Origin of the sequence: Pedobacter nanyangensis (genome assembly GCF_003313505.1) — a bacterium.
GTDB classification, from domain to species: Bacteria; Bacteroidota; Bacteroidia; order Sphingobacteriales; family Sphingobacteriaceae; genus Pedobacter; species Pedobacter nanyangensis.
The window spans coordinates 86,808-108,532 of the sequence record NZ_QMHO01000005.1; the positions used below are offsets into that span (position 1 = coordinate 86,808).

The following is a 21,725-nucleotide window of genomic DNA, read 5'->3' on the forward strand; positions in this document are numbered from 1 at the left end:
TAAACACCATGAAATCATTAGTAAAAAACATTGTCGCCAAAACTGTAAAGTTCGCCTTATTATCTGCCATAGCTATTGCACCAATTAACCGTGCTTTTAGTCAAAAAAATAAACCTAATTCCCTACTTTGGAAAATTGAAGGCAATGGACTACAAAAACCTTCCTATCTTTTTGGTACTAACCATATACTTTGTGAAGGCGATTACAGCATGCCTAAAAAGGTAAAGGACGCCATGGAAACGACCGAACAAAGTTACTTGGAAATCAATCTAGCCGATCCTAATGTAGGCAAGGAAATGCAAAAGCACATGTTCACTACCCAGCCGCTAAGCACCTTGGTTAATCAAAAAGATTCACTTTTCATCGACTCGATATTACAAACCAAGCTTAAAACCAAATTTAAGCAGGTAGAAAACCTGAAACCGTTAATCATTGTGAGCTCGTTGATGCAAACTTCGTTACCATGCAAAGTAATTAGCTTAGAAAGCGAAATCATTAAAGCAAACAAAGCAGCCAACAAAGAAATAAAGGGCTTATCAAGCATTGAAGAACAATATTCGTTTTTAGAAAAGATTTTTAAACCAACAGATTTGGTGCCTTTCCTAAAAATGTTGGATAACGACCAATTAAAGAATAGCTTTAATGAGTTAAAAACGGCCTATTTAGCCGAAGACCTTAAAAAAGTAGATGAATTGATGGCTTCGTTTTATACTGCTGACCCTGAAGGTTACCGCAACCTATTGCCTGTACGCAATCAGTTGTGGGCCAACAGGATGCCTGCAATAGCTAAAGAAAAACCAACATTTTTTGCGGTAGGCTGTGGACATTTGCAAGGCAAAGAAGGCATTATAGATTTATTGCGCGCTAAAGGATTTAAAGTAACGCCTGTATTTAACTAAAAACAGCTGCGCTTAAAAGAAATCAAACCAATGCTTGATATCCAAAAAATATTCCTGCAGCAAATCAACGAGAACAAAGGTATTATCCATAAAGTAGCTAAAATGTACATGGATAATCCTTTGGATCAAGAAGACCTGTTCCAAGAAATTGTAATGCAGCTTTGGAAAGCTTATCCCTCTTTTAAGGGTACAAGTAAATTTTCTACTTGGATGTATCGGGTAGCTTTAAATACCGCCATCGTTTTCTTTAAAAAAGACCACAGAAAAGTAGATAAGGTTTCTTTAAACGAACAGGTTGAGATTGCCGATTTTAGCGATAGCCACGAAAAGGAAGAGAAACTGGCCTACCTGTACAAGGCGGTACAAGAACTCAACCAAATTGAAAAAGCGCTGATATTCCTGTTTCTGGAAAACCAATCGCATAAAGAAATTGCACAAAACCTGGGTATTACCGAAATAAATGCCCGAGTTAAGCTAAACAGAACTAAAGAAAAATTACAACAGATCATTAAAAAGAACGGCTATGAATTTTGACCAATTAAAAGACGAGTGGAACAATAATAGCGCTCAGCATCAAGAAGTATCCGAAGATATGCTAAAGATCAAGGAAGCACGAACGCCCATTGATAAAATTAGGAAACAGATGAAACAGGAATTTTTGATACAGGTATTTTCACTAGCGCTGGCAGCATTTGTGCCCCAGATATTCGACTTCTCTATATCGCTAAAATCTACCTATCTGATTTTTTACGGCGTTGTGGTGGCTTTTTGCACCTATTACTTCTATAAGTTTTATACGTTTTACAAACACTCCTATGATTTAAGCATAGATAGCAGAAAAAACCTGTTATGGTTTTACTACGAGATGAAACTTAACATTGAATTGTATAAGGCCTTAACCTACATCATCGGTTTTATTATGCTCTCTTTTTGTGCCACGGCGCTGTTTTTAACCAAAAATGATTTATTGCAAAGAATTTTAGAGAAGCTGTCGTTGGTTTACCTAGCATTAAATGCCTTTATCGCTATTTTAATTATTGGAGTGATTACCGAACTTTGGGCCCGGTTTTACTACGGCAAATACATTAAAGAAATCAAAGTAATTATTGATAGCCTTGACGAAGAATAAGAGTTCTAGATCTGAGCATCAAAGTAGCTTTTCATTTTTTAAAACATCTATAATTAAAGGATAGGTGTTTTTTATTTTGGCCTTAATTTCATACGGAGCTACCCAAACTGCTTCGGTAATGCCCTCTTCTACCTGAGGAACCAATTTAGGACTTCCCTTTACCGTCATGTGGTACCAGTTGGTTCTTTTTAAGATCAGCTCGCTACCCATTTCGTACACATGATAGGTTTTGCATATCCTTTTGTTGCGCTGTGCAATGCAAACCCCACATTCTTCTTCAACTTCTCTTACTGCAGCAACTTTCATTTTTTCACCTTTTTCTACCTTTCCTTTAGGTAAATCCCACTTTTTATTACGAAAAATAAAAAGAAATTCGCCCTTGGCGTTATTTACCAAACCGCCAGCAGCTTTAACAATGGTTAAATCTTTCTTGATCTTTCTAAAGGCAGCTTGAGGGCTCTTGGTCAGCAGCAGGTAATGTTTTTGCTTACTACTCTTAAGGTTTTTATAGAAGGATCTAAAATCAAACCCCTCTGCTTCAATTTGTTGTATTTTATCAATTTGAGACGGAAGTTCATGAGTTATAAACAAAGTGTTATCGTTAATATAAATTCTGTATTTTTGCGCCATGTACAATAAAAGTGATATTGAATTAAAAGTAGCTGAATTTTTGTTACAAATTAAAGCAATTAAATTACAACCTGCTAATCCATTTACTTGGGCCTCGGGCTGGAAATCGCCCATCTACTGTGATAACCGCATAACTTTATCTCACCCGGCAGTAAGAACTTACATCCGCCAAAAACTAGCCCAACTGATCCAAGAAGAATATGGTGCAGTTGATGTAATTGCTGGTGTAGCTACAGCCGGCATTCCACAAGGTGTTTTGGTTGCCCAAGAGCTGGGCTTGCCTTTCATTTATGTAAGGTCAAAAGCTAAAGAGCACGGTACCGGCAGCTTAATTGAGGGAGAAATTGTAGAAGGACAACGCGTGGTTGTTATTGAAGATTTGATTTCGACCGGCAAAAGCAGTTTGCAAGCCGTTGAAGCGTTACGTAGTGCAGGCCTCTCGGTAGCAGGCTTAGTGGCCATTTTTACCTACGGTTTTAACCAAGCTGATGAAAACTTTGCTGCCGCAAAGTGCAGGTACTCTACCCTTTCTAACTACAAAGCACTGATTGACTATGCTGCCGAACATGGTTTTATCGCTAAATCAGAAATTGAGTTTTTGAACAAATGGCGTGAAAACCCCGCTGAGTGGGGAGTTTAAGAGTGTCAACACATAAAACCTATATATCATGACAATCATTGAAAGTAGCACCGAAATTAATTTACCTGTAGCACAGGTTTATCAGTTTCTTGCTGATTTAAATAACCATCAACAATTGATGCCAGAAAACATCTACAACTGGTCTTCAACTGTTGACACAGCAAGTTTCACCATCCAGAACATGGCTAAATTGGCCATTCACATTTCTGAAAGGGTTGAAAACGAGAAATTAGTAGCGGTTCCTACAGAAAAACCACCTTTTGATTTATCATTGCAGTGGTCAGTTACCGATAACGGAAACGGCACCACTTCGGCAAGACACCTCATCTCCGCGGATCTGAATATGATGATGAAGATGTTGGCATCAGGCCCATTGCAAAAACTGGCAGACTACCAGACAAAAAAACTCAAAGAAATTTTGGGATAACACTCAAAGGAAGCGCAAAAAGCTTCCTTTTTTTATGCAATAAATATTGGGTTACATAGTGTTCCTAACATCTATCAACGCATCATCAATGGCGTTAAATATTCTGTGAGCCACTCACATTAACCTTAATTGATAGCAGATATCTATGGTTAATTTTTTCCCTTCAGTGTCCAATCAGCGCATAGCAAATTCCATAGCAATAGGAAAATGCGCAAGCTATTTCACTTTTAATTTCATTCGCTTCATTAGAAAATAGAAACCCACGGCAGTAAATAGCATTAACAAACCCGTTGCCATCCATAAAACATTAAAGCCATAGTTGGCCGCCACCTTAGTTCCCAAAAAAGGGGCAAAAATTAATCCAGCAGAAAGCGACAGGGAATTTAAGCCCATATAAGCGCCCCTATTTTTGATATTTGAACGCTGCAAGGTTACAGTGGCCATAAAAGGCATTGCTAAAATCTCGGCAATGCACAAAATAAACATAGAAACATACAGTAGCCAAATTCCCTCTGTAATCAATAACGAAGCAAAAGCCAATCCGCAACAAAAAACACCAATGATAATCGCATTTGCAGCGGTGGTCCTCCGTTCGGCAATGTGCACAATCAGCATCTCCAAACTAAATACCACCACCCCACTGTAGGCCAAAATAACACCAATACTTTTTTCGTTAAGATGATAAACCTCTTTATAATACAACGGTAGCGAGCTTAATAGCTGAAAAAAACAGATGGCAAATAAGATACTTAAAAAAGTGAACACCAAAAAAGGTGCATCCCTATAAGGCGATTGATACTTAATTTGTTGGTCTGCTAAATCGGTTCTTTCTTTGATCTCGCCTTTCTTATTCCTGAAATAAACAAAAAATATTACTGCTGCCAATGTTGCCGCAATAGCATTTCCATAAAACAGTAGGTTATATGAAATAGCCGCCAATAAACCTCCCAGCGCCGGACCAATGGAAAAACCAAGGTTCAAAGCCATTCTGTTTAGCGTGAAGCTCCTCACTACATTTTCGGGCCTGGAGTAATAGGCTAAAGAAACGGAGTTTGCAGGCCGTAAAATATCACTTACAATACTTAAAGCCAAAATGCCCCCAGCCAAGGAAGTTACCGTAGTTAACTCGGGCAATAATATAAATAACGGAATTACCCCAGTTAAACTGAACAACTGAACTTTAAAATGGCCAAATTTATCGGTTAGCCAGCCACCAAGCGACGAACCGATTACCGAGCCAATGCCAAAACAACTGAGCAACATGCCCGCATTTTCCAAAGAAAAACCCAAATGCTTTACCATGTACACTCCTAAAAAGGGTACTACCATGGCTCCGCTTCTATTCACCAACATTACTAAGGCCAACATCCATGCAGGTGTAGACAGGCCTTGGTAAACTTTAAAATAATCTTTTATATAGGCTTTCATTTGTGGTGCAAAGATAGGTTTTTAGTAGCTAGGAGTTAGGGATTAGTGGCTAGTAATTAACTAGCGGTTTAATGGAATTTGTGTGTCTGCACAAGTTAGCGGTAAATTATTTATTTTCTATCGCAGATTGCGATGATGTAACCGCAGATTTGAATAGCAACTCCATTTGGTCATTGAGTATTGTCCCTAACCACTAATCCCTAGCGCCAAACCTGCCATTATTTCACTACAAAACACTAAAAATCAGCCATTTATTCAGCAAAATATTTTTAATCACGACAAAATTTCCGATTTAAAAAATCAATTAGGGATGGCATTTGTTTTGAGCTTAGTGATACTACTGCCACTGGTAGCGTCCAACTTAAATATAAAGATGTTATTGGCGGTAAAAGAAAAAAGGAAAAACAGAAAATATGAACTTCAACAATTTTACAATAAAAGCCCAAGAGGCTGTACAAAAAGCCTCTGAAATTGCACAAGGCAACCAGCAGCAGGCCATTGAAACAGCACATTTGTTAAAAGGCTTGCTAACCGTTGATGAAAATGTAATTTCTTATGTACTCAAAAAACTAAACGTTAACCTCAATACCCTAAACCAAAAGCTTGATGAGGACATTGCCAAATTCCCCAAAGTAAGCGGCAGCAATATCTATCTATCTTCTAATGCCAATACCGCGCTACAAAAAGCGCAAACTTTTTTAAAAGAGTTTAAAGACGAATTTGTTTCGGTAGAGCATGTATTGCTAGGTATTTTAGCCACCAATGATGCTACCGCAAAATTGCTTAAAGATCAAGGTGTAAATGAAAAAGACCTTAAAAAAGCCATCACCGAACTACGTGGTGATAACCGTGTAACAGATCAAAATGCCGAGGCAACCTATCAGGCATTGAACAAATACGCCCGTAACTTAAACGAATATGCCGAGAGCGGCAAACTTGACCCGGTAATTGGCCGCGACGAAGAGATTAGACGCGTGATCCAAATCCTTTCCCGTAGGACCAAAAACAACCCAATTTTAATAGGTGAGCCTGGCGTAGGTAAAACGGCCATCGCCGAAGGTATCGCTTTTAGGATTATTAAAGGTGACGTACCCGAAAACCTAAAATCTAAAGTTGTTTATTCCTTGGATATGGGTGCGCTGATTGCTGGCGCCAAATATAAAGGCGAATTTGAGGAACGCTTGAAAGCCGTAGTTAAAGAGGTTACGCAAAGCGATGGCGACATCATCCTTTTTATTGACGAGATACACACCCTGGTAGGCGCAGGCGGTGGCGAAGGAGCCATGGATGCTGCCAACATTTTGAAACCTGCCCTAGCCCGTGGCGAATTAAGAGCCATTGGTGCTACAACACTGGATGAATATCAGAAATATTTGGAAAAGGATAAGGCTTTAGAGCGCCGTTTCCAAAAAGTAATGGTAGAGGAACCCGACACACAAGATGCCATTTCTATTTTACGCGGCTTAAAAGAGCGCTACGAAACTCACCACAAAGTACGTATTAAAGACGAAGCCATTATTGCCGCCGTTGAAATGAGCCAGCGCTACATTTCAGACCGCTTTTTACCAGATAAGGCCATTGACCTAATGGATGAGGCAGCATCAAAATTACGGATGGAAATGGACAGCGTACCTGAAAACGTAGATGCCCTGGAACGTGAAATCATGCGGTTGGAAATTGAACGTGAAGCCATCAAGCGTGAAAAAGACGATAAAAAAGTTAAAGAACTGAGCGAAGAGATTGCCAATTTATCCGCAGAGCGAGATGAGTTTAAAGCAAAGTGGCAAGGCGAAAAAGATTTGGTAGAGGCTGTTAATGCCGAAATTGAGCAAATTGAAGCTTATAAATTAGAAGCAGAGCAGGCAGAACGTGCAGGAGACTACGGTAAGGTAGCTGAATTGCGCTACGGCAAAATCAAGGAAGCACAGGATAAAGTGGAAAAACTGAAAGCAGATTTGGCCAGCCGCCAAGACCAAAGTCGTATGCTGAAAGAGGAAGTAACCGCTGATGATATTGCCGGCGTAGTAGGCCGTTGGACAGGCATCCCCGTAACTAAATTGGTATCAAGCGAACGTGAAAAACTACTGCACTTGGAAGAAGAACTGCACAAGCGTGTAGCTGGACAGGAGGAAGCCATTGAAGCCATTTCTGATGCCATACGTCGTTCACGTGCAGGCTTACAAGACAAACGCAAACCCATTGGTTCTTTCATTTTCTTAGGTACCACAGGTGTAGGTAAAACCGAACTGGCCAAGGCCTTAGCAGAGTTCTTGTTTAATGATGAGAATGCCATGACCAGAATTGACATGAGCGAATACCAGGAACGCCACGCCGTAAGCCGTTTAATTGGTGCGCCTCCGGGATATGTAGGTTATGACGAAGGCGGGCAATTAACTGAGGCAGTACGCAGAAAACCTTATTCAGTAGTATTATTGGACGAAATTGAGAAAGCGCATCCCGATGTTTTCAATATCCTACTGCAGGTGTTAGACGACGGCAGATTGACCGACAATAAAGGCCGTGTGGTGAATTTTAAAAATACCATCATCATCATGACTTCTAATATTGGTTCTCATTTAATCCAAGATAATTTTAAAAATCTGGATGACGAAAACAGAGACAGCGTGATTGCAAAAACGAAGAACGAACTGTTTGAACTATTGAAACAAACCATTCGCCCCGAGTTTTTAAATAGGATTGACGAACTAATTATGTTTACTCCGTTGAACAGAAACGAAATCAGGGATATCGTAACCCTACAATTTAAACAGGTACAGCATACCTTGGCCGAAATGGGCATTACCATGGAAGCCAGTACAGAAGCTTTAGACTGGCTTGCCGAGTTGGGATACGACCCTCAGTTTGGTGCACGTCCGTTGAAACGTGTGATCCAGAAACGAATCTTGAACGAATTGTCTAAAGAGATTTTAGCGGGTAAAGTGGATAAGGACAGTAAAATCAAATTAGATATGTTTGACCATCAGTTTGTATTCCTTAACGAGGATAAATAATATTCGTAAAATCTATCATATATCAAAAAAGACAGGCCAAGCCTGTCTTTTTTTTATGACAACTATCTGCCAAAAAATGTCAAATAGACAAATCCAAAATCCCTCAAAATATCACTCAATTGTCAGCAAAGGGCACTTTTGTCAAAAAAATCTAATATCGATATTTTCCTATATGGCTTCAAAATATTATTAATCAATCGATTAATTAAATAACCGCATTTTGGCACTACTGACATTTTTTCAAAGCGGAACAAAAGTTGAAAAGAGCGTGTCAGATGGTCACAAGATCATCGTAAACATAACACATATAAAAATGAAAAAAGTTCTATTATCGTTATTAGCTGTAGCAGCTTTAACATTTGGTGCAAAAGCACAAACAGAAAAAGGTAAAATCATTCTTGGTGGTAATGTAGGTTTCAACAGTACTAAAGTGGATGGCGCTCCTAAAGCTGATGTTAACTTTAGTGTAGTTCCAAGTGTTGGATATTTTGTAGGCAACAACTTTGCAGTAGGTACTGGTGTTGGATACGAGTACGATAAATCAGTAAGCAACAGCAACCAACGCGAATCTTTTGTAGTAGCTCCTTTTGGTCGTTACTACGTTAACCTAACTGAGCAGTTCAAGTTCTTCGGACATTTGTCGGTTCCTATGGCTTTTGGCACTCAAAAAGACGTAAATGCTAACGGTGATACTGGTGCTAAAGAAGCTACTACTACCGCTATTGGCGTAAACTTGGCTCCAGGTTTCGCTTTCTTCCCTACTAAGAAAATCGGGATTGAGTTTTCAGTAAATGGTTTAGGTTACAATAATTTATCTGTAAAATCAGAAGCTACCGGCGCTAAGCTAAAAACCAACAGCTTCGGTTTAGATGGAAATACTTTTGCCCCTAAATTGGGTGTACAGTTCCACTTTTAATTTGAGCTAGTTACTTATGAAAGGCCGCCCATTCGGTGGCTTTTTTTTTGCAGTTTACTTGCATATTTACCACTGTTGGCACATTTTTCGTCATTTCGACCGCAGCGGAGATATCTAAATACTCCTTAAGCTTATTAACATTGAATTAGCTAAACCAGAATGAAATGTCTTCCGCCAGGTCTCTCCTAACGTAGAGATGACGGAGTTAAAAATTTACACGCTGAACAAATAATAATTTTCTGCCAAAACCCTATTGTTTATTGGTTGTTATGTAAATAGTTCAACAATGTTATATTTGCGTTTATGAAAAAAATTATTGTAGTTGACGATGATGAAGAAGTACTAGATACTATTGAGCTCGTTTTGGAAATTGGTGGCTATGAGGTTGAGCCGCTTAGTGATGCTGAAGGTTTACATGAAACCATTGAGGGATTTAGTCCCGATTTAATTATATTGGATATTGTACTGGGGAAAATTGACGGCCGTACGCTTTGCAACGAGATTAAAACTAATCCTAAGACCAAACATATTCCTATTTTAATGATGTCTGGCCTTTACAAAGCCGAAGAGATTAATGTTTTGGCAACGCCACCCGACGATTTTATGCCCAAACCTTTTAAAATGGATGTGCTTTTGGAGAAAATCGAAAATCTGATCAGTAAAAAAGCGATCAGGCAAAACATCAATTAATTATTTTTCTTCTTTTGGACCACGTTTGTAGATCACCAATCCGTTTAGGAAGTTTCTTAAAATTTGGTCACCGCATTTCTTAAAGTTGGGGTGATCTTCTTTTCTAAAGATATCGCCCAATTCACTTTTTGTGACATTGAAATTTACCAATTTGCAGATGGCCATAATATCGTCTGTAGTGAGTGACAGGGCCACTCTTAATTTTTTCATTACTTCGTTGTTGCTCATATTACCTTTTTAATCAGTTCATTAGGAATTAGGAATCAGGGGCTAGGACCTAGTAATTAGTAAAATAGCCTATTTCCTAACCACTAGCTACTAGTCCCTAGCCACTACCTGGCTATTTCTACTTTTATTTTCTTGCCTTTCATTTTCTCGGCAGAGAGTTTCTTTACTAACTTTTGTGCTAAGTTACGCTTTACGGCGGCATAAGTACTTAAATCTTTTACTTCTATTAAGCCTATGTCGGCTTTATTTAGTCCACCTATTTTGATAAGAAAACCCACGATATCTATTTTATTGATTTTCTGCTTTTTGCCGGCCGCAAAGTAAATGGTTTGCCATTCACTATCCGGAGGGATTGGATAATTTCCATTGAGCTCTTCTTTTTCAATATCGTTATCGAGGTAAGGAAATTCTTCATCGTTAGCAAAAATAAGGTAGGCCGTACCTTTTGCTTTCATCCTGGCGGTACGTCCATTACGATGCGTAAAGGCCTCCTTGGTAAGTGGTAATTGGTAATGGATAATGTATTCCACTTCCGGAATATCCAATCCACGGGCAGCCAAATCAGTAGTGATTAAAATTTTCACGCTGCCATTTCTAAATTTAAGCAAGGCCCGCTCCCTATCGTCCTGCTCCATTCCTCCGTGGAAAATATCGTGCACCAAATCTTCATCAATCAGTAAGTCGCTAATTCTATCTACAGTTTCCCGGTGATTACAGAAAATAAGCATAGAATGGTCGCCAATTTTACAGATCAGCTTGAATAAAGCTTCTAGCTTCTCTTCGGCAAGCGTATCAATTCTTTTTAAGGTTAAATCAGGCACCACTTCCTGCTGGCCCAAATAGTTAATGGTTTGATGTTCCTTAATTCCTGTAAAATCAGGCAAGTCATCCATTTTAGTGGCCGAAGTTAAGATACGTTGCTTTAGCCCGCGCAAGCAGCCGATAATGAAAGACATCTCTTGAGTGAAACCAAATTCCAACGATTTATCAAATTCATCCAACACCAAAGTGTTGATGGTACTTTCGTCAAAATTGTTTTCGCGTAGGTGAAAGGCTATACGTCCAGGGGTACCAATTAATACCGCTGGAGCTTCAATTAAGTTGTTACGTTCTATTTTAACGGAATGGCCTCCGTAACAGCAAATGACTTTATAACCGGTGGCCATTTGCTTAAAAACCTGCTCAATTTGCAAGCCGAGCTCTCTTGATGGCACCATGATTAAACATTGTACGCCTTTTTGCCCTTCCCTTAAATTGTGGAGTACCGGAATAAGAAAAGCCAGTGTTTTTCCAGAACCAGTAGGTGCTAAAACGACCAGATCGCTACCAGTATCAGCTTTTAGCTTTACTTCTTCTTGTAGTGGATTGAGCTTTTGGATATTAAGGTTAGCGAGTAGCTTTTGCAGATTCATGGCACAAAGTTAACAGTTTTCACTCAGCAGTTTCTAGCTGATAACCACAAAGACTCAAAGAACACAAAGAAACTTGATGTGATATTATCATTTGTAGGCAGCTGAAAAAGACAATCAATTCATCAAATAAATTGTTAAACGTTTACCTATTTACAAGCGTCATTCGTTAGCCCAAAATCAAAAACGAATATAACTTGTTGATAAACAACAAAATGTTAGCAAATAAACAACATATAATTAAAGGAATTTTAACAATAAGCCCTTAATTTTAGGAAACCTGATTTTAGGTTGCTTTATCTTTATTACAATAACTTATGACCTGGAAGAAATTTAGTGGCGAAGTTATTCATTCGTCAATCTTAGCTGAGGTAGAAAAAGCAATTCTCCGCGAAACCGAAAATGGCTTCAAATTAAAAGTCTGCATTGGCACAGATTCTCAAGTAAAAGGCAGTTACACCGATTTTGCCACGGTAATTGTACTGTTAAGGGAACATCATGGTGGCTTTATGTACATTTCCCAAGAGAAAACCACCCAAAAAATGGGAATTAAGGAAAGAATGCTGCTGGAAGTACAAAAATCAATCGAAACAGCCTATTCTATCTGCGATTTACTGGACATTTATGATGTAGATTTGGAGGTACATGCTGATATCAACACCAATCCATCTTTTAAATCCAACAAAGCACTAAACGAAGCCATGGGTTATATTTTGAGCATGGGCTTTATTTTTAAAGCTAAACCCGAAGCTTTTGCCAGCTCTACTTGTGCAGACAAGATGGTACATTAACAGTTTGCGCTCAGCAGTTTACAGTTGCACGCCAAGCATGTTGGAAACCAGCTATTGAAAACTGGCAACTGAATTACCATGTTTTAGTAATCACTTTCTTTTCGGGAGGCTGAGGAGCCGGTACTGTTTTATGAAGCAAATGATCCTTTAGGCGTGCAGCAAATGCTGTAGCATATTTTGAAGTTTGCAGTCGATAATCTTCCCATTGCTCAACGTTCCATTTTTTGGGATCTGTTTCAAGCGGGATACCCACCGTAGTGCTTGGCACAAAATTGCCGTATCTGTCTTTTTGATAGGGAAAAAACTCAAAGTCGCTTAACCAAAAACGATACTTCCCGCCATTGGTTTCAAAATAAAATCGATAAGCTATTTCACCAGAAGGGTGCGACAGCATTGCGGCGCCTTTTCTGATGACCAGCTTACCACTGGCAACCAATTGTTTGCCGCTCGCTAAAACAACAGGTTTAAGCTTTTGCTTTTGAATAAACTGCTGTACTCTTATTTGCAGGGTATCTTGCGGAATCGCTGTATTTACGACCTCATAATAGAGGTATTTCCCTGTTTCGTCTTTGGGCAATTGAGCTGTTTCTTGTGCACCCAACAGCATTGAAAAACCCAGCAACAACACTAACAACGGTACTATTTTCATAAAATATGCTTTAAAGAATGAAGCGTCCCGAAAATCCGGGACGCTTTCTGGTTGTGATTAGCTTATCGTAAAGGCTAAAAGCTATAAACTGCGGCTAATGAAAATTGCGCTGCAGATTTATTTAATGTGGTTCCATCACTTTTAACAAAGCCTTGGCTAAAATCCTTATCGTTATCAAAACGCACTTCCGGGATAAAGGTTAAACCTCCAGATTTGATATTGCCTGATAGCGTGAATGAGGTTACACTGGCACTTGGCCCACCTGAAATTCCCTTATAGTTAAAGTATTCGGCCCTTAAACCTAAAGCTACGGATGGAGTAAAAGCATATTGCGGATAAAGCGCTACGCCCGAATAACCAAATTTATCATCGCCAGCACTCAAATCGGCGGCATTTAAACCAATCTTTACCTTGTCGGTAATTTGATAAGCAGTGGTCAAATCAATTACAGTGCTGTAATTGCCATAGCCATCCAAGCCATGCAAACCATTGATATAGGCGGTCCAGCCTTTCACTGGCGAAATCATTAACTGGCCTCCCAAGCTAGATACTCCACGGGAAGCACGGTATTGGTTCCACTCGTTAAACAAACCTACCATGAGGCTCACTTTATCAGAAAAAGCATAGGTTCCTTTGATCCCTGCATTTTGGAATGGGCCAGAACCGAATAAATAAGAAGTTGAATAGTTAAAGTTAGCGGCAGGTGAAATCACCTCGTAACCGATAAAAGTCCCCATATAACCTGCTGTCATACTAAATTTATCGGTGAAAGCATAGTTCACATATAAATTTTGGATATTGAAACCATTAGCCGTTGGATCATATCCACCAGCAGCATCGGGTATTGATTCATACTGGCCCCTGGGACCGAAAGAAAGTTCACCTACAAAAGAGGCCTTCCCGGTTGTTTTTTTAAGGGCCAAATCTATCATTCCAAGGGAAACAGAATTTTGTTCGCCCGCAAAATAGGTTTTGATATTGCCAGACTTGTTGAAATCATATTTATAATAGGTATCTACCGAACCTGATATTTCAAGTGGAGAAGCTTTTTCTTGTGCAACAGCTACGGTTGCGGTAGTTAATAATAAAAGGGATAATGCAGCTATATTTTTTTTCATCTTGTTTATCATTTTTATTTAAAAAGTGATGAAGCAATATGATCTTTCACTGTCTGAAAAACCATGATAGTTCATTTTTTTAAAGAGTTAAATAATTGATTATATCTCCTATAGGTAGAAGATTATCATATAGCATAGTGCAAAATTTAATCAAAGCAGTCCCACCCAACTCCAAACTAGGAGCCGTATTCAAAAAATTGTTCTGTTTAAGGAAATGTTCATCCAAGCATTTCCAGGCTTCTAATCTCCCCAGCCTGTGTTTATAGCAGACCGGGGAGACAGAAATTATACATCAAAACAATTTAACATCATGATTTTTAACTTAGCCTAAGCGGGGAAATGGAATTAGTTATTAGGGACTTCCTGTCCAGATACGATTAGCGTTCCTTGCGTGTATTTCTCATTATGCTGAGAAGCATCCAAGCCTTCTTCTTCTTCATCAGCGCTTACACGGATTGGAAGAATCAAATTGATTACTTTAAAGATGGCAAAAGACACCACAAAGCTGAACACTACCACCAATAACATTCCTTTCAGTTGGATAAAGAAAAACTCGGGATTACCGTAAAGCAAGCCATCAACCCCTGCACCGTTTACCGTTTTAGTAGCAAATACGCCTGTTAAAAGCATTCCTACAATACCGCCTACACCATGACAAGGAAATACATCCAAGGTATCGTCTAAGGCTGTTTTTTGTTTCCAAGAAACCACCAAATTAGATACAATGGCAGCAAATACACCGATAAATATGCTAGAAGGAATGCTTACAAAGCCAGCACCCGGGGTAATGGCTACCAAACCTACTACTGCCCCAATACAAAAACCTAAAACTGATGGTTTTTTACCTCTGGCGGCATCAAAGAACATCCAAGACAAACCTGCCGAACCGGCGGCCACGTTGGTAGTTACAAAGGCCGACACTGCCAAGGCATTTGCGCCCAAGGCCGAACCTGCGTTGAAACCGAACCAACCGAACCAAAGTAAGCCCGTACCAATTAATACGTAAGGAATATTTGCTGGTGGCACCTCTTTGTGCTCTAAATGTGATCTTCTGCGTTTTAGCACCAAAGCACCAGCCAAAGCCGCCATACCTGCAGAAATATGCACTACGGTACCTCCCGCAAAGTCGAGCACGCCCATTTTAAACAAGATACCTTCTGAATGCCAAGTCCAATGTGCCAATGGCGAATAAACAAGAATGGCAAAAAGCACAATAAACAGGATATACGAAGTAAATCGGATACGCTCTGCGACTGCTCCTACCACCAAACCAGGTGTAATAATGGCAAACATACATTGGAAAATAGCGAACAGCGACAAAGGAATAGTACCCCACGCTGGTCCAGAATTTACCCCCTGAAAGAAGAAAAAGGTTTTAGGGTTACCAATTAAACCACCAATGGAATCGCCAAAAGCTAAGCTAAAGCCTACGATTACCCAAAGTACAGAAATGATGCCTGCGGCCACCACACTTTTAATCATGGTTGACAATACATTTTTGCGATGCACCATTCCACCATAGAAAAAAGCCAAACCTGGAGTCATTAAAAACACCAATGCCGAGGCGATCAAAACAAAAGCAATGTCTGGCGCACTGTACTTTCCGTCATCAAAGTTTGTTAATGGCTTAATAAATAATGCGGCAACTGCAACTAACATTAAAATTGCGAAGGGTGCCCACTGTTTAAATAAAACTTTACTCATAATTTAAATTTTAGTGTTTGATTTCAAACCTAAATTATAAATAAGATTCCAATTTTCATTACAATTTTTACATTTTTTTAATAAATTTTTAATTTTAATTCAAATAAAACAACAAAAAAGCAATAAAATATCATACAAAATCAAAAAACAAACAAATCAAAACATAAAAACAACAGCAAAACACCAGTTAAATTCAAAAAACAAACACAAAAACATATTTAAAAACCTAAAACACACAAAAAAACATACATAAAATCAGAAAAACATATTTAACTTATACATACCACCTAAAAAAACACACATCAAAGCTGATACTGAAATAAATTTGCTTCGCAGCCACTTCGTGGTCAGCATGACGAACCGCTCATTTGGCGTCACCCTGAATTTATTTCAGGGTCGGCAAAACAAAGCCGACATCTTGCCCTAAAAACCAACTAAACCATAATCGAACTCAAGTCTATAGACAGCCCCTCCCATTACCCTACAAAGAATGGATCATTAGAAAACATAAAATATCCGTCCAATAACCTGAGTTCGATTATTAAAAGCACTAAACAGACCGTTAAAGCTGATGCTGAAATAAATTTGCTTCGCAGCTACTTCGTGGTCAGCATGACGAACCGCTCATTTGGCGTCACCCTGAATTTATTTCAGGGTCAGCAAAACAAGAAAAGACTTATACAACTATAAATCAATATAATAATAATCGAACTCAGGTCAATAAAATGGATTGAAAGAAATTACTGCAGGAAATTAGAAAAATTAGATTTCTTGATAGGCTGAACCTTGGACAACGCCCCTACGCTCTATCTCTTTATCAATATAAGATTGTATTGACGATTTTTTGATGCCCCAGTTTGGCGCAATTAGCAAATCCCAATCGGAAATACCAAACAGCCGCTGAATTACAATATCTGGACGTAACAATGGGATTAATTCGCAAAGCAAATCGGTATATTCCTCTAAACTGAATAGCTTAAATGGATTTTTTTTGTACTTAACGCCCATAATAGAGCCTTCTACAATATGCAAATGATGGAATTTCACAAACTTAATTTGCGGAAACCTGTTGATTTCATGAATATAGCCATGCATCATCTCCCTGGTTTCCCATGGAAAACCGAAAATAGTATGCACGCAGAGGTTAAGCTTGGTGTTCTCTAACAACTTCACGGCTTCTACAAACTCCCCATGGCTACAGCCCCTATTGATCTGGTCCAATGTTTCATCATAAATGGATTCCATTCCCATTTCCAAATCTACATCATATCTATCGGTATAACTTTCCAATAGCGCTACCTTTTCGGCATCAATGCAGTCAGGACGTGTACCCACTGCAAACCCCACTACCTCTTCTTTGTTGATTGAAAGGGCTTCATCATACATCATTTTTAAATAATGCGTTGGAGCGTAAGTATTGGTATTGGGCTGGAAATAAACGATGAACTTTTCGGCACGGTAAGAGTTACGTGCTCTTTGCATTCCCTCTACCAACTGTTCTTTAATGGTTGGAAGTTTACGGGAAAGTTCAGGCGTAAACGAATCTACATTACAATAGGTGCAGCCGCCGTAGCCTTTGCTACCGTCGCGATTTGGGCAGGTAAAGCCGCCATCAACAATCACTTTAAACACCCGCTGACCGTTGTAGTGCTCGCGTAAATAGGTTCCGTAGTTGTTATAACCCTTTATGCCCGAATCCAATGCTGTTCCCATTGGGGCAAAAATACAGAAAATAGATTTTAGATTTACGATTTTAGATTTACGATTTTGAAAGGCAAGGCTTTTGGGGTAAGGTTAACGCAAAGAAAGGAAGGAGTTTCGCAAAGAACGCAAAGCCCCTCGTTGCCGCAAAAACCTCGTAAGCTTAGCCACTTTTGGGGTAAGGTTAACGCAAAGAAAGAAGAAGTTTCGCAAAGAACGCAAAGCCCCTCGTTGCCGGAAAAACCTACGAGGTTTAATTTAAACAACATAGAGATCCCTCGAAACTCGGGATGACAAATCGCCTCCAAACACAAAGGGAGCATCACTCATGACACTCCCTTTGTTTTATCTTAGCTAAGCCCTAATTGTTAACGGCTTCTTTTTTTCTGTTAATTAACAAATAAATAGGAAGGCCAAGCAACACAATAATGAGCCCAGGCCATGTATATTGTTGTTTATAAATCAATAACAAAACACAGAAAGCGGCACCAATTAACAGATAAACAATAGGTGTAATTGGGTACAACCATGTTTTGTAAGGTCTTTCCAAATCAGGTTTCTTTATCCTTAAATAAATCACTCCAAATACGGTAATCATATAAAAAACCACAATCACAAAAGAAATCATATCCAAAAGGTTTCCGTATTGACCGCTTAAGCACAACACCGCAGCCCAAATTCCCTGCATCCATAGCGATTTTGCAGGCACGCCATTTTTATTATTGTGCAATGCCGCTTTAAAAAACATGCCATCTTTTGCCATGGTTTGAAAAACCCTTGCGCCTGCCAGTACAATCCCGTTTACGCAACCAAAAGTAGAAATCATTACCAACACCGCCATTACGATGGTACCAATGCCGCTTCCAAAAATCTGTTCAGAAACCACAACTGCTACCCTATCATTGGGGGCAAAAGCAATGCCCTCTCTATTCAAGGCATTGAGGTACACAAAATTCACCAATAAATAAAGGATCATTACCGCAGTAGTACCCAAAACCATTGAACGCACCACGTTTTTCTTAGGATTTTCAATTTCCCCCGAAACAAAGGTTACATTTTCCCAGGCTACACTTGAAAATACTGAACCCACCATAGCCGCCGCTATACCGCCCAAAATGGCCATTCCCGACATGGACTCCCATCCAGATTTCAGGAAGTTTCCGCTGGGATCTGTTTTGAGGTTGTTAAAAGCTCCCCATCCATAGCTCATATTCTCGGTCCAAAAATTGCTTTTTATCAAAAGGAACCCCAGAACAATCAGGCCAATTAAAGCCACAATTTTAGATCCGGTAAATACATTTTGCAACAGCTTGCCTCCTTCTACGCCCTTAGTATTGATATAAGTTAGCAAGAGGATCACGAAAATTGCCAAAATCTGTATCCAAGTAATTTTATAGCCACCGCTTTGAAAAATCGGGGCCGCATCGTTTAATGCTGGAATTAGATAAGCTGTAAATTTGCCAAAGGCTACCGCTACGGCAGCAATAGTTCCCGTTTGAATTACCGCAAACAAGCCCCAACCATAAAGGAAGCCCATCATTTTACCAAAGGTTTCCTTTAAATAGGTGTACTGCCCTCCTGCTTTAGGGAACATTGAAGAAAGCTCACCGTAAGAAATTGCAGCGGCCACTGTCATTACCCCAGTGATTACCCAAACCACAATTAGCCAGTAACCCGAGCCAAGATTTCGCATGATGTCGGCACTTACGATAAAAATACCGCTACCGATCATTGAACCCATTACCAGCATTGCGCCGTCAAAAAGCCCTAGTTTTCGTTTAGAAGAGACTTCCTCTTGTTGATTATCCATTTGTTTAGTTTAGTTTTTTGGTTATTGTTAGCTAAGATAGAAAAAGAGATGAATAAATTGATTTCACAACCACAGATACGCAGATATAAATTTGTTTTAGGCTACAAAAAAAATCGAGACTGCAATCTGTGCGTTTGTGGCAAAAATTTCAATAGCTAGTAAAAATATATTGACACCCAATAGTTTTTTTATTTACCTTGTGTATTGAATATCAACTAAACAACTAAATATAAATTTAAACTATGGATTTTTTACAAAACAATCTTATTTATGCTGTTCCTCTACTTGGCTTAGTAGGCATTTTGGTAATGGCGGTAAAAAGCGCCTGGGTAAACAAGCAAGATGCTGGTGATGCAAATATGCAAGAATTAGCCGGTTATATTGCAGATGGCGCTATGGCCTTCTTGAGAGCAGAATGGAAAATTCTGAGCATTTTCGCCATATTGGCAGCATCGCTCCTCGCCTATTCAGGAACCGTTACCGAAGTAAATGGTAAAGCAATTCATTCCAGCTGGATCATTTCTATTGCCTTTATTATTGGCGCCGTATTTTCTGCTACCGCAGGATACATTGGAATGAAAGTAGCAACCAAGGCCAACGTTAGAACCACACAAGCGGCCAGAAAAAGCTTAAAACAAGCACTTAAAGTAAGTTTCACCGGAGGCACGGTTATGGGCTTAGGCGTTGCGGGCTTAGCGGTGTTAGGTTTAGGTGGCTTATTCATCGTTTTCCTAAAGTATTTTAACGTAATAAACGCCAATAGCCACGAAATGAAAACGGCCATTGAAGTACTGACCGGATTTTCTCTAGGTGCCGAGTCCATTGCGCTGTTTGCGCGTGTAGGTGGTGGTATTTACACCAAAGCTGCCGATGTTGGTGCCGACTTGGTGGGTAAAGTAGAAGCAGGCATTCCCGAGGATGATGTGCGCAACCCTGCCACCATTGCCGACAACGTAGGCGATAACGTGGGTGACGTAGCGGGCATGGGTGCCGATTTATTTGGTTCTTATGTAGCTACCATTTTAGCAACCATGGTATTGGGACAAGAAATTACGGTTACAGATAATTTCGGTGGCATGTCGCCTATTTTATTGCCAATGGTCATTTGCGGTTTAGGTATCCTATTCTCTATCATTGGTACCTGGTTTGTAACTATTAAAGACGAAAAATCTAACGTACAAAACGCCCTTAACTTAGGCAACTGGTCGTCCATTATCATTACCGGTATTGCTTCTTTCTTTTTAGTGAAATGGATGTTGCCTGAAACCTTAAACTTACGTGGTTACGAGTTTTCGAGCATCAACGTATTTTACGCCATTGTAGTAGGCTTAGTAGTGGGTACCATCATGAGTATCGTTACCGAATACTACACCGCAATGGGCAAAGGACCTGTTAATTCAATCATCCAACAATCTTCAACAGGCCATGCTACCAATATTATTGCAGGCCTTTCTGTAGGAATGAAATCTACGGTAGTTCCAATTTTGGTATTGGCGGGTGGTATTATGGCTTCTTACCATTTTGCAGGTTTATATGGTGTGGCTATTGCGGCCGCAGGTATGATGGCTACTACAGCCATGCAATTGGCCATTGATGCCTTTGGGCCAATTGCCGATAATGCTGGCGGTATTGCCGAAATGAGCCAATTGCCTCCAGAAGTTCGTGAACGTACCGATAATTTAGATGCTGTGGGCAACACTACTGCTGCTACAGGAAAAGGCTTTGCCATTGCTTCGGCAGCGCTAACTTCCCTGGCTTTATTCGCTGCTTTTGTGGGTATTGCAGGCATTTCGGCCATCGACATTTACAAAGCGCCCGTTTTAGCTGGTTTGTTTGTTGGCGGGATGATCCCATTTGTGTTTTCTGCATTGTGTATCCAAGCCGTAGGTAAAGCCGCCATGGATATGGTACAGGAGGTTCGTCGCCAGTTTAGGGAAATCCCAGGCATTATGGAGTACAAAGCAAAACCTGAGTACGAAAAATGTGTGGCCATTTCTACACAGGCTTCTATCAGAGAAATGCTGATGCCTGGTGCCATTGCCTTAATCACCCCTGTAATTGTAGGCTTTTTATTTGGCCCCGAAGTTTTAGGCGGTTTGTTAGCGGGCGTAACCGTATCGGGTGTGTTAATGGGCATTTTCCAATCTAACGCTGGTGGCGCTTGGGACAATGCTAAAAAATCTTTCGAAAAAGGTGTAGAAATCAATGGCGAGATGTACTACAAAAAATCAGAACCACACAAATCGTCGGTAACTGGTGATACCGTTGGTGATCCATTCAAAGATACTTCGGGCCCATCAATGAATATCTTGATCAAGTTAATGTCGATTGTTTCCTTGGTAATTGCCCCATACATTGCCATCAGCGCATCAGACGCTGCCAACAGCACCGGAATGGAAGTTAAGAAAGAAATTCGTGTACAAAAAAGTGTTGATTCGCTTGGTAACGAAACTATCGACACTTTGGTAAACGAAACCGATACAGTGATCAAAAACTAAAATGTTACTAAATAAGAGGGATTTTGCAAAAAATCCCTTTTTCATTT

At 39.7% G+C, this 21,725-nt stretch carries 19 protein-coding genes; 10 read left to right on the top strand and 9 right to left on the bottom strand.

Features of this window, described 5'->3' with window-relative positions:
• The first annotated feature begins 8 nt into the window (after positions 1-8).
• The 3 genes from DUT71_RS10510 to DUT71_RS10520 are packed head-to-tail and all read left to right on the top strand — an operon-like array spanning position 9 to position 2,028.
• Positions 9-899 (top strand): TraB/GumN family protein, encoded by an 891-nt coding sequence (locus tag DUT71_RS10510; RefSeq protein WP_113662496.1) that lies wholly within the window; start codon positions 9-11, stop codon positions 897-899.
• Between the two features lie 30 nt (positions 900-929).
• On the top strand, positions 930-1,433 hold the full coding sequence (locus DUT71_RS10515) for an RNA polymerase sigma factor (protein ID WP_113662497.1): 504 nt from the start codon (positions 930-932) through the stop codon (positions 1,431-1,433).
• The gene (locus tag DUT71_RS10520) at positions 1,423-2,028 is read left to right on the top strand and encodes a hypothetical protein (protein ID WP_113662498.1); all 606 of its coding nucleotides are present in this window, start codon (positions 1,423-1,425) and stop codon (positions 2,026-2,028) included. The genes DUT71_RS10515 and DUT71_RS10520 overlap by 11 nt, the downstream gene beginning before the upstream one ends.
• 18 nt (positions 2,029-2,046) lie before the next feature.
• Here DUT71_RS10520 and DUT71_RS10525 read toward each other — a convergent pair whose 3' ends face one another.
• Positions 2,047-2,658, bottom strand: coding sequence for an NUDIX hydrolase (locus tag DUT71_RS10525; RefSeq protein WP_113662499.1), 612 nt, complete (start codon positions 2,656-2,658; stop codon positions 2,047-2,049).
• On the opposite strand from DUT71_RS10525, the gene pyrE reads away from it, so the two are divergent.
• Positions 2,657-3,298, top strand: a complete 642-nt coding sequence (gene pyrE, locus DUT71_RS10530) for an orotate phosphoribosyltransferase (RefSeq protein ID WP_113662500.1) — start codon at positions 2,657-2,659, stop codon at positions 3,296-3,298. The two genes, DUT71_RS10525 and pyrE, sit on opposite strands and share 2 nt — an antisense overlap.
• Before the next feature lie 28 nt (positions 3,299-3,326).
• Positions 3,327-3,725, top strand: coding sequence for an SRPBCC family protein (locus DUT71_RS10535; RefSeq protein WP_113662501.1), 399 nt, complete (start codon positions 3,327-3,329; stop codon positions 3,723-3,725).
• 216 nt (positions 3,726-3,941) lie between these two features.
• Here DUT71_RS10535 and DUT71_RS10540 read toward each other — a convergent pair whose 3' ends face one another.
• Positions 3,942-5,153 carry an MFS transporter gene (locus DUT71_RS10540; RefSeq protein ID WP_113662502.1) on the bottom strand — a complete coding sequence of 404 codons (1,212 nt, stop codon included), beginning with the start codon at positions 5,151-5,153 and terminating at the stop codon, positions 3,942-3,944.
• A 413-nt stretch (positions 5,154-5,566) separates the two neighbouring features.
• Here DUT71_RS10540 and clpB point away from each other — a divergent pair, with 413 nt between their 5' ends.
• From clpB to DUT71_RS10555, 3 genes are all read left to right on the top strand, one after another.
• Entirely contained in the window at positions 5,567-8,164 is a 2,598-nt protein-coding gene (gene clpB, locus DUT71_RS10545) for an ATP-dependent chaperone ClpB (protein ID WP_113662503.1), read from the top strand.
• A gap of 313 nt (positions 8,165-8,477) precedes the next feature.
• Complete coding sequence (locus tag DUT71_RS10550; RefSeq protein ID WP_113662504.1) at positions 8,478-9,080, top strand: outer membrane beta-barrel protein; 603 nt, start codon at positions 8,478-8,480, stop codon at positions 9,078-9,080.
• Between the two features lie 303 nt (positions 9,081-9,383).
• Positions 9,384-9,770, top strand: a complete 387-nt coding sequence (locus tag DUT71_RS10555) for a response regulator transcription factor (protein WP_113662505.1) — start codon at positions 9,384-9,386, stop codon at positions 9,768-9,770.
• On the opposite strand, the gene DUT71_RS10560 is transcribed toward DUT71_RS10555, so the two are convergent.
• Both DUT71_RS10560 and DUT71_RS10565 read right to left on the bottom strand, forming a co-directional pair.
• On the bottom strand, positions 9,771-9,998 hold the full coding sequence (locus DUT71_RS10560) for a DUF1456 family protein (protein ID WP_113662506.1): 228 nt from the start codon (positions 9,996-9,998) through the stop codon (positions 9,771-9,773).
• 104 nt (positions 9,999-10,102) lie between these two features.
• Positions 10,103-11,410: a DEAD/DEAH box helicase gene (locus DUT71_RS10565; protein WP_113662507.1), complete on the bottom strand. Its 1,308-nt coding sequence runs from the start codon at positions 11,408-11,410 to the stop codon at positions 10,103-10,105.
• Positions 11,411-11,724: 314 nt separating this feature from the next.
• Here DUT71_RS10565 and DUT71_RS10570 point away from each other — a divergent pair, with 314 nt between their 5' ends.
• A complete protein-coding gene (locus tag DUT71_RS10570; RefSeq protein WP_113645590.1) occupies positions 11,725-12,198 on the top strand; it encodes a ribonuclease H-like YkuK family protein in 474 nt (157 codons plus the stop codon).
• 73 nt (positions 12,199-12,271) lie between these two features.
• Here DUT71_RS10570 and DUT71_RS10575 read toward each other — a convergent pair whose 3' ends face one another.
• From DUT71_RS10575 to DUT71_RS10600, 5 genes are all read right to left on the bottom strand, one after another.
• Positions 12,272-12,847 (bottom strand): hypothetical protein, encoded by a 576-nt coding sequence (locus tag DUT71_RS10575; RefSeq protein WP_113662508.1) that lies wholly within the window; start codon positions 12,845-12,847, stop codon positions 12,272-12,274.
• 74 nt (positions 12,848-12,921) lie between these two features.
• Positions 12,922-13,965: a porin gene (locus DUT71_RS10580; protein ID WP_113662509.1), complete on the bottom strand. Its 1,044-nt coding sequence runs from the start codon at positions 13,963-13,965 to the stop codon at positions 12,922-12,924.
• Between the two features lie 345 nt (positions 13,966-14,310).
• On the bottom strand, positions 14,311-15,669 hold the full coding sequence (locus DUT71_RS10585) for an ammonium transporter (protein WP_113662510.1): 1,359 nt from the start codon (positions 15,667-15,669) through the stop codon (positions 14,311-14,313).
• A 762-nt stretch (positions 15,670-16,431) separates the two neighbouring features.
• Complete coding sequence (locus DUT71_RS10590; protein ID WP_113662511.1) at positions 16,432-17,382, bottom strand: TIGR01212 family radical SAM protein; 951 nt, start codon at positions 17,380-17,382, stop codon at positions 16,432-16,434.
• Between the two features lie 349 nt (positions 17,383-17,731).
• Positions 17,732-19,180, bottom strand: a complete 1,449-nt coding sequence (locus tag DUT71_RS10600) for an APC family permease (protein ID WP_113662513.1) — start codon at positions 19,178-19,180, stop codon at positions 17,732-17,734.
• Between the two features lie 242 nt (positions 19,181-19,422).
• On the opposite strand from DUT71_RS10600, the gene DUT71_RS10605 reads away from it, so the two are divergent.
• Positions 19,423-21,678 (top strand): sodium-translocating pyrophosphatase, encoded by a 2,256-nt coding sequence (locus DUT71_RS10605; RefSeq protein ID WP_113662514.1) that lies wholly within the window; start codon positions 19,423-19,425, stop codon positions 21,676-21,678.
• Positions 21,679-21,725 lie beyond the last annotated feature (47 nt).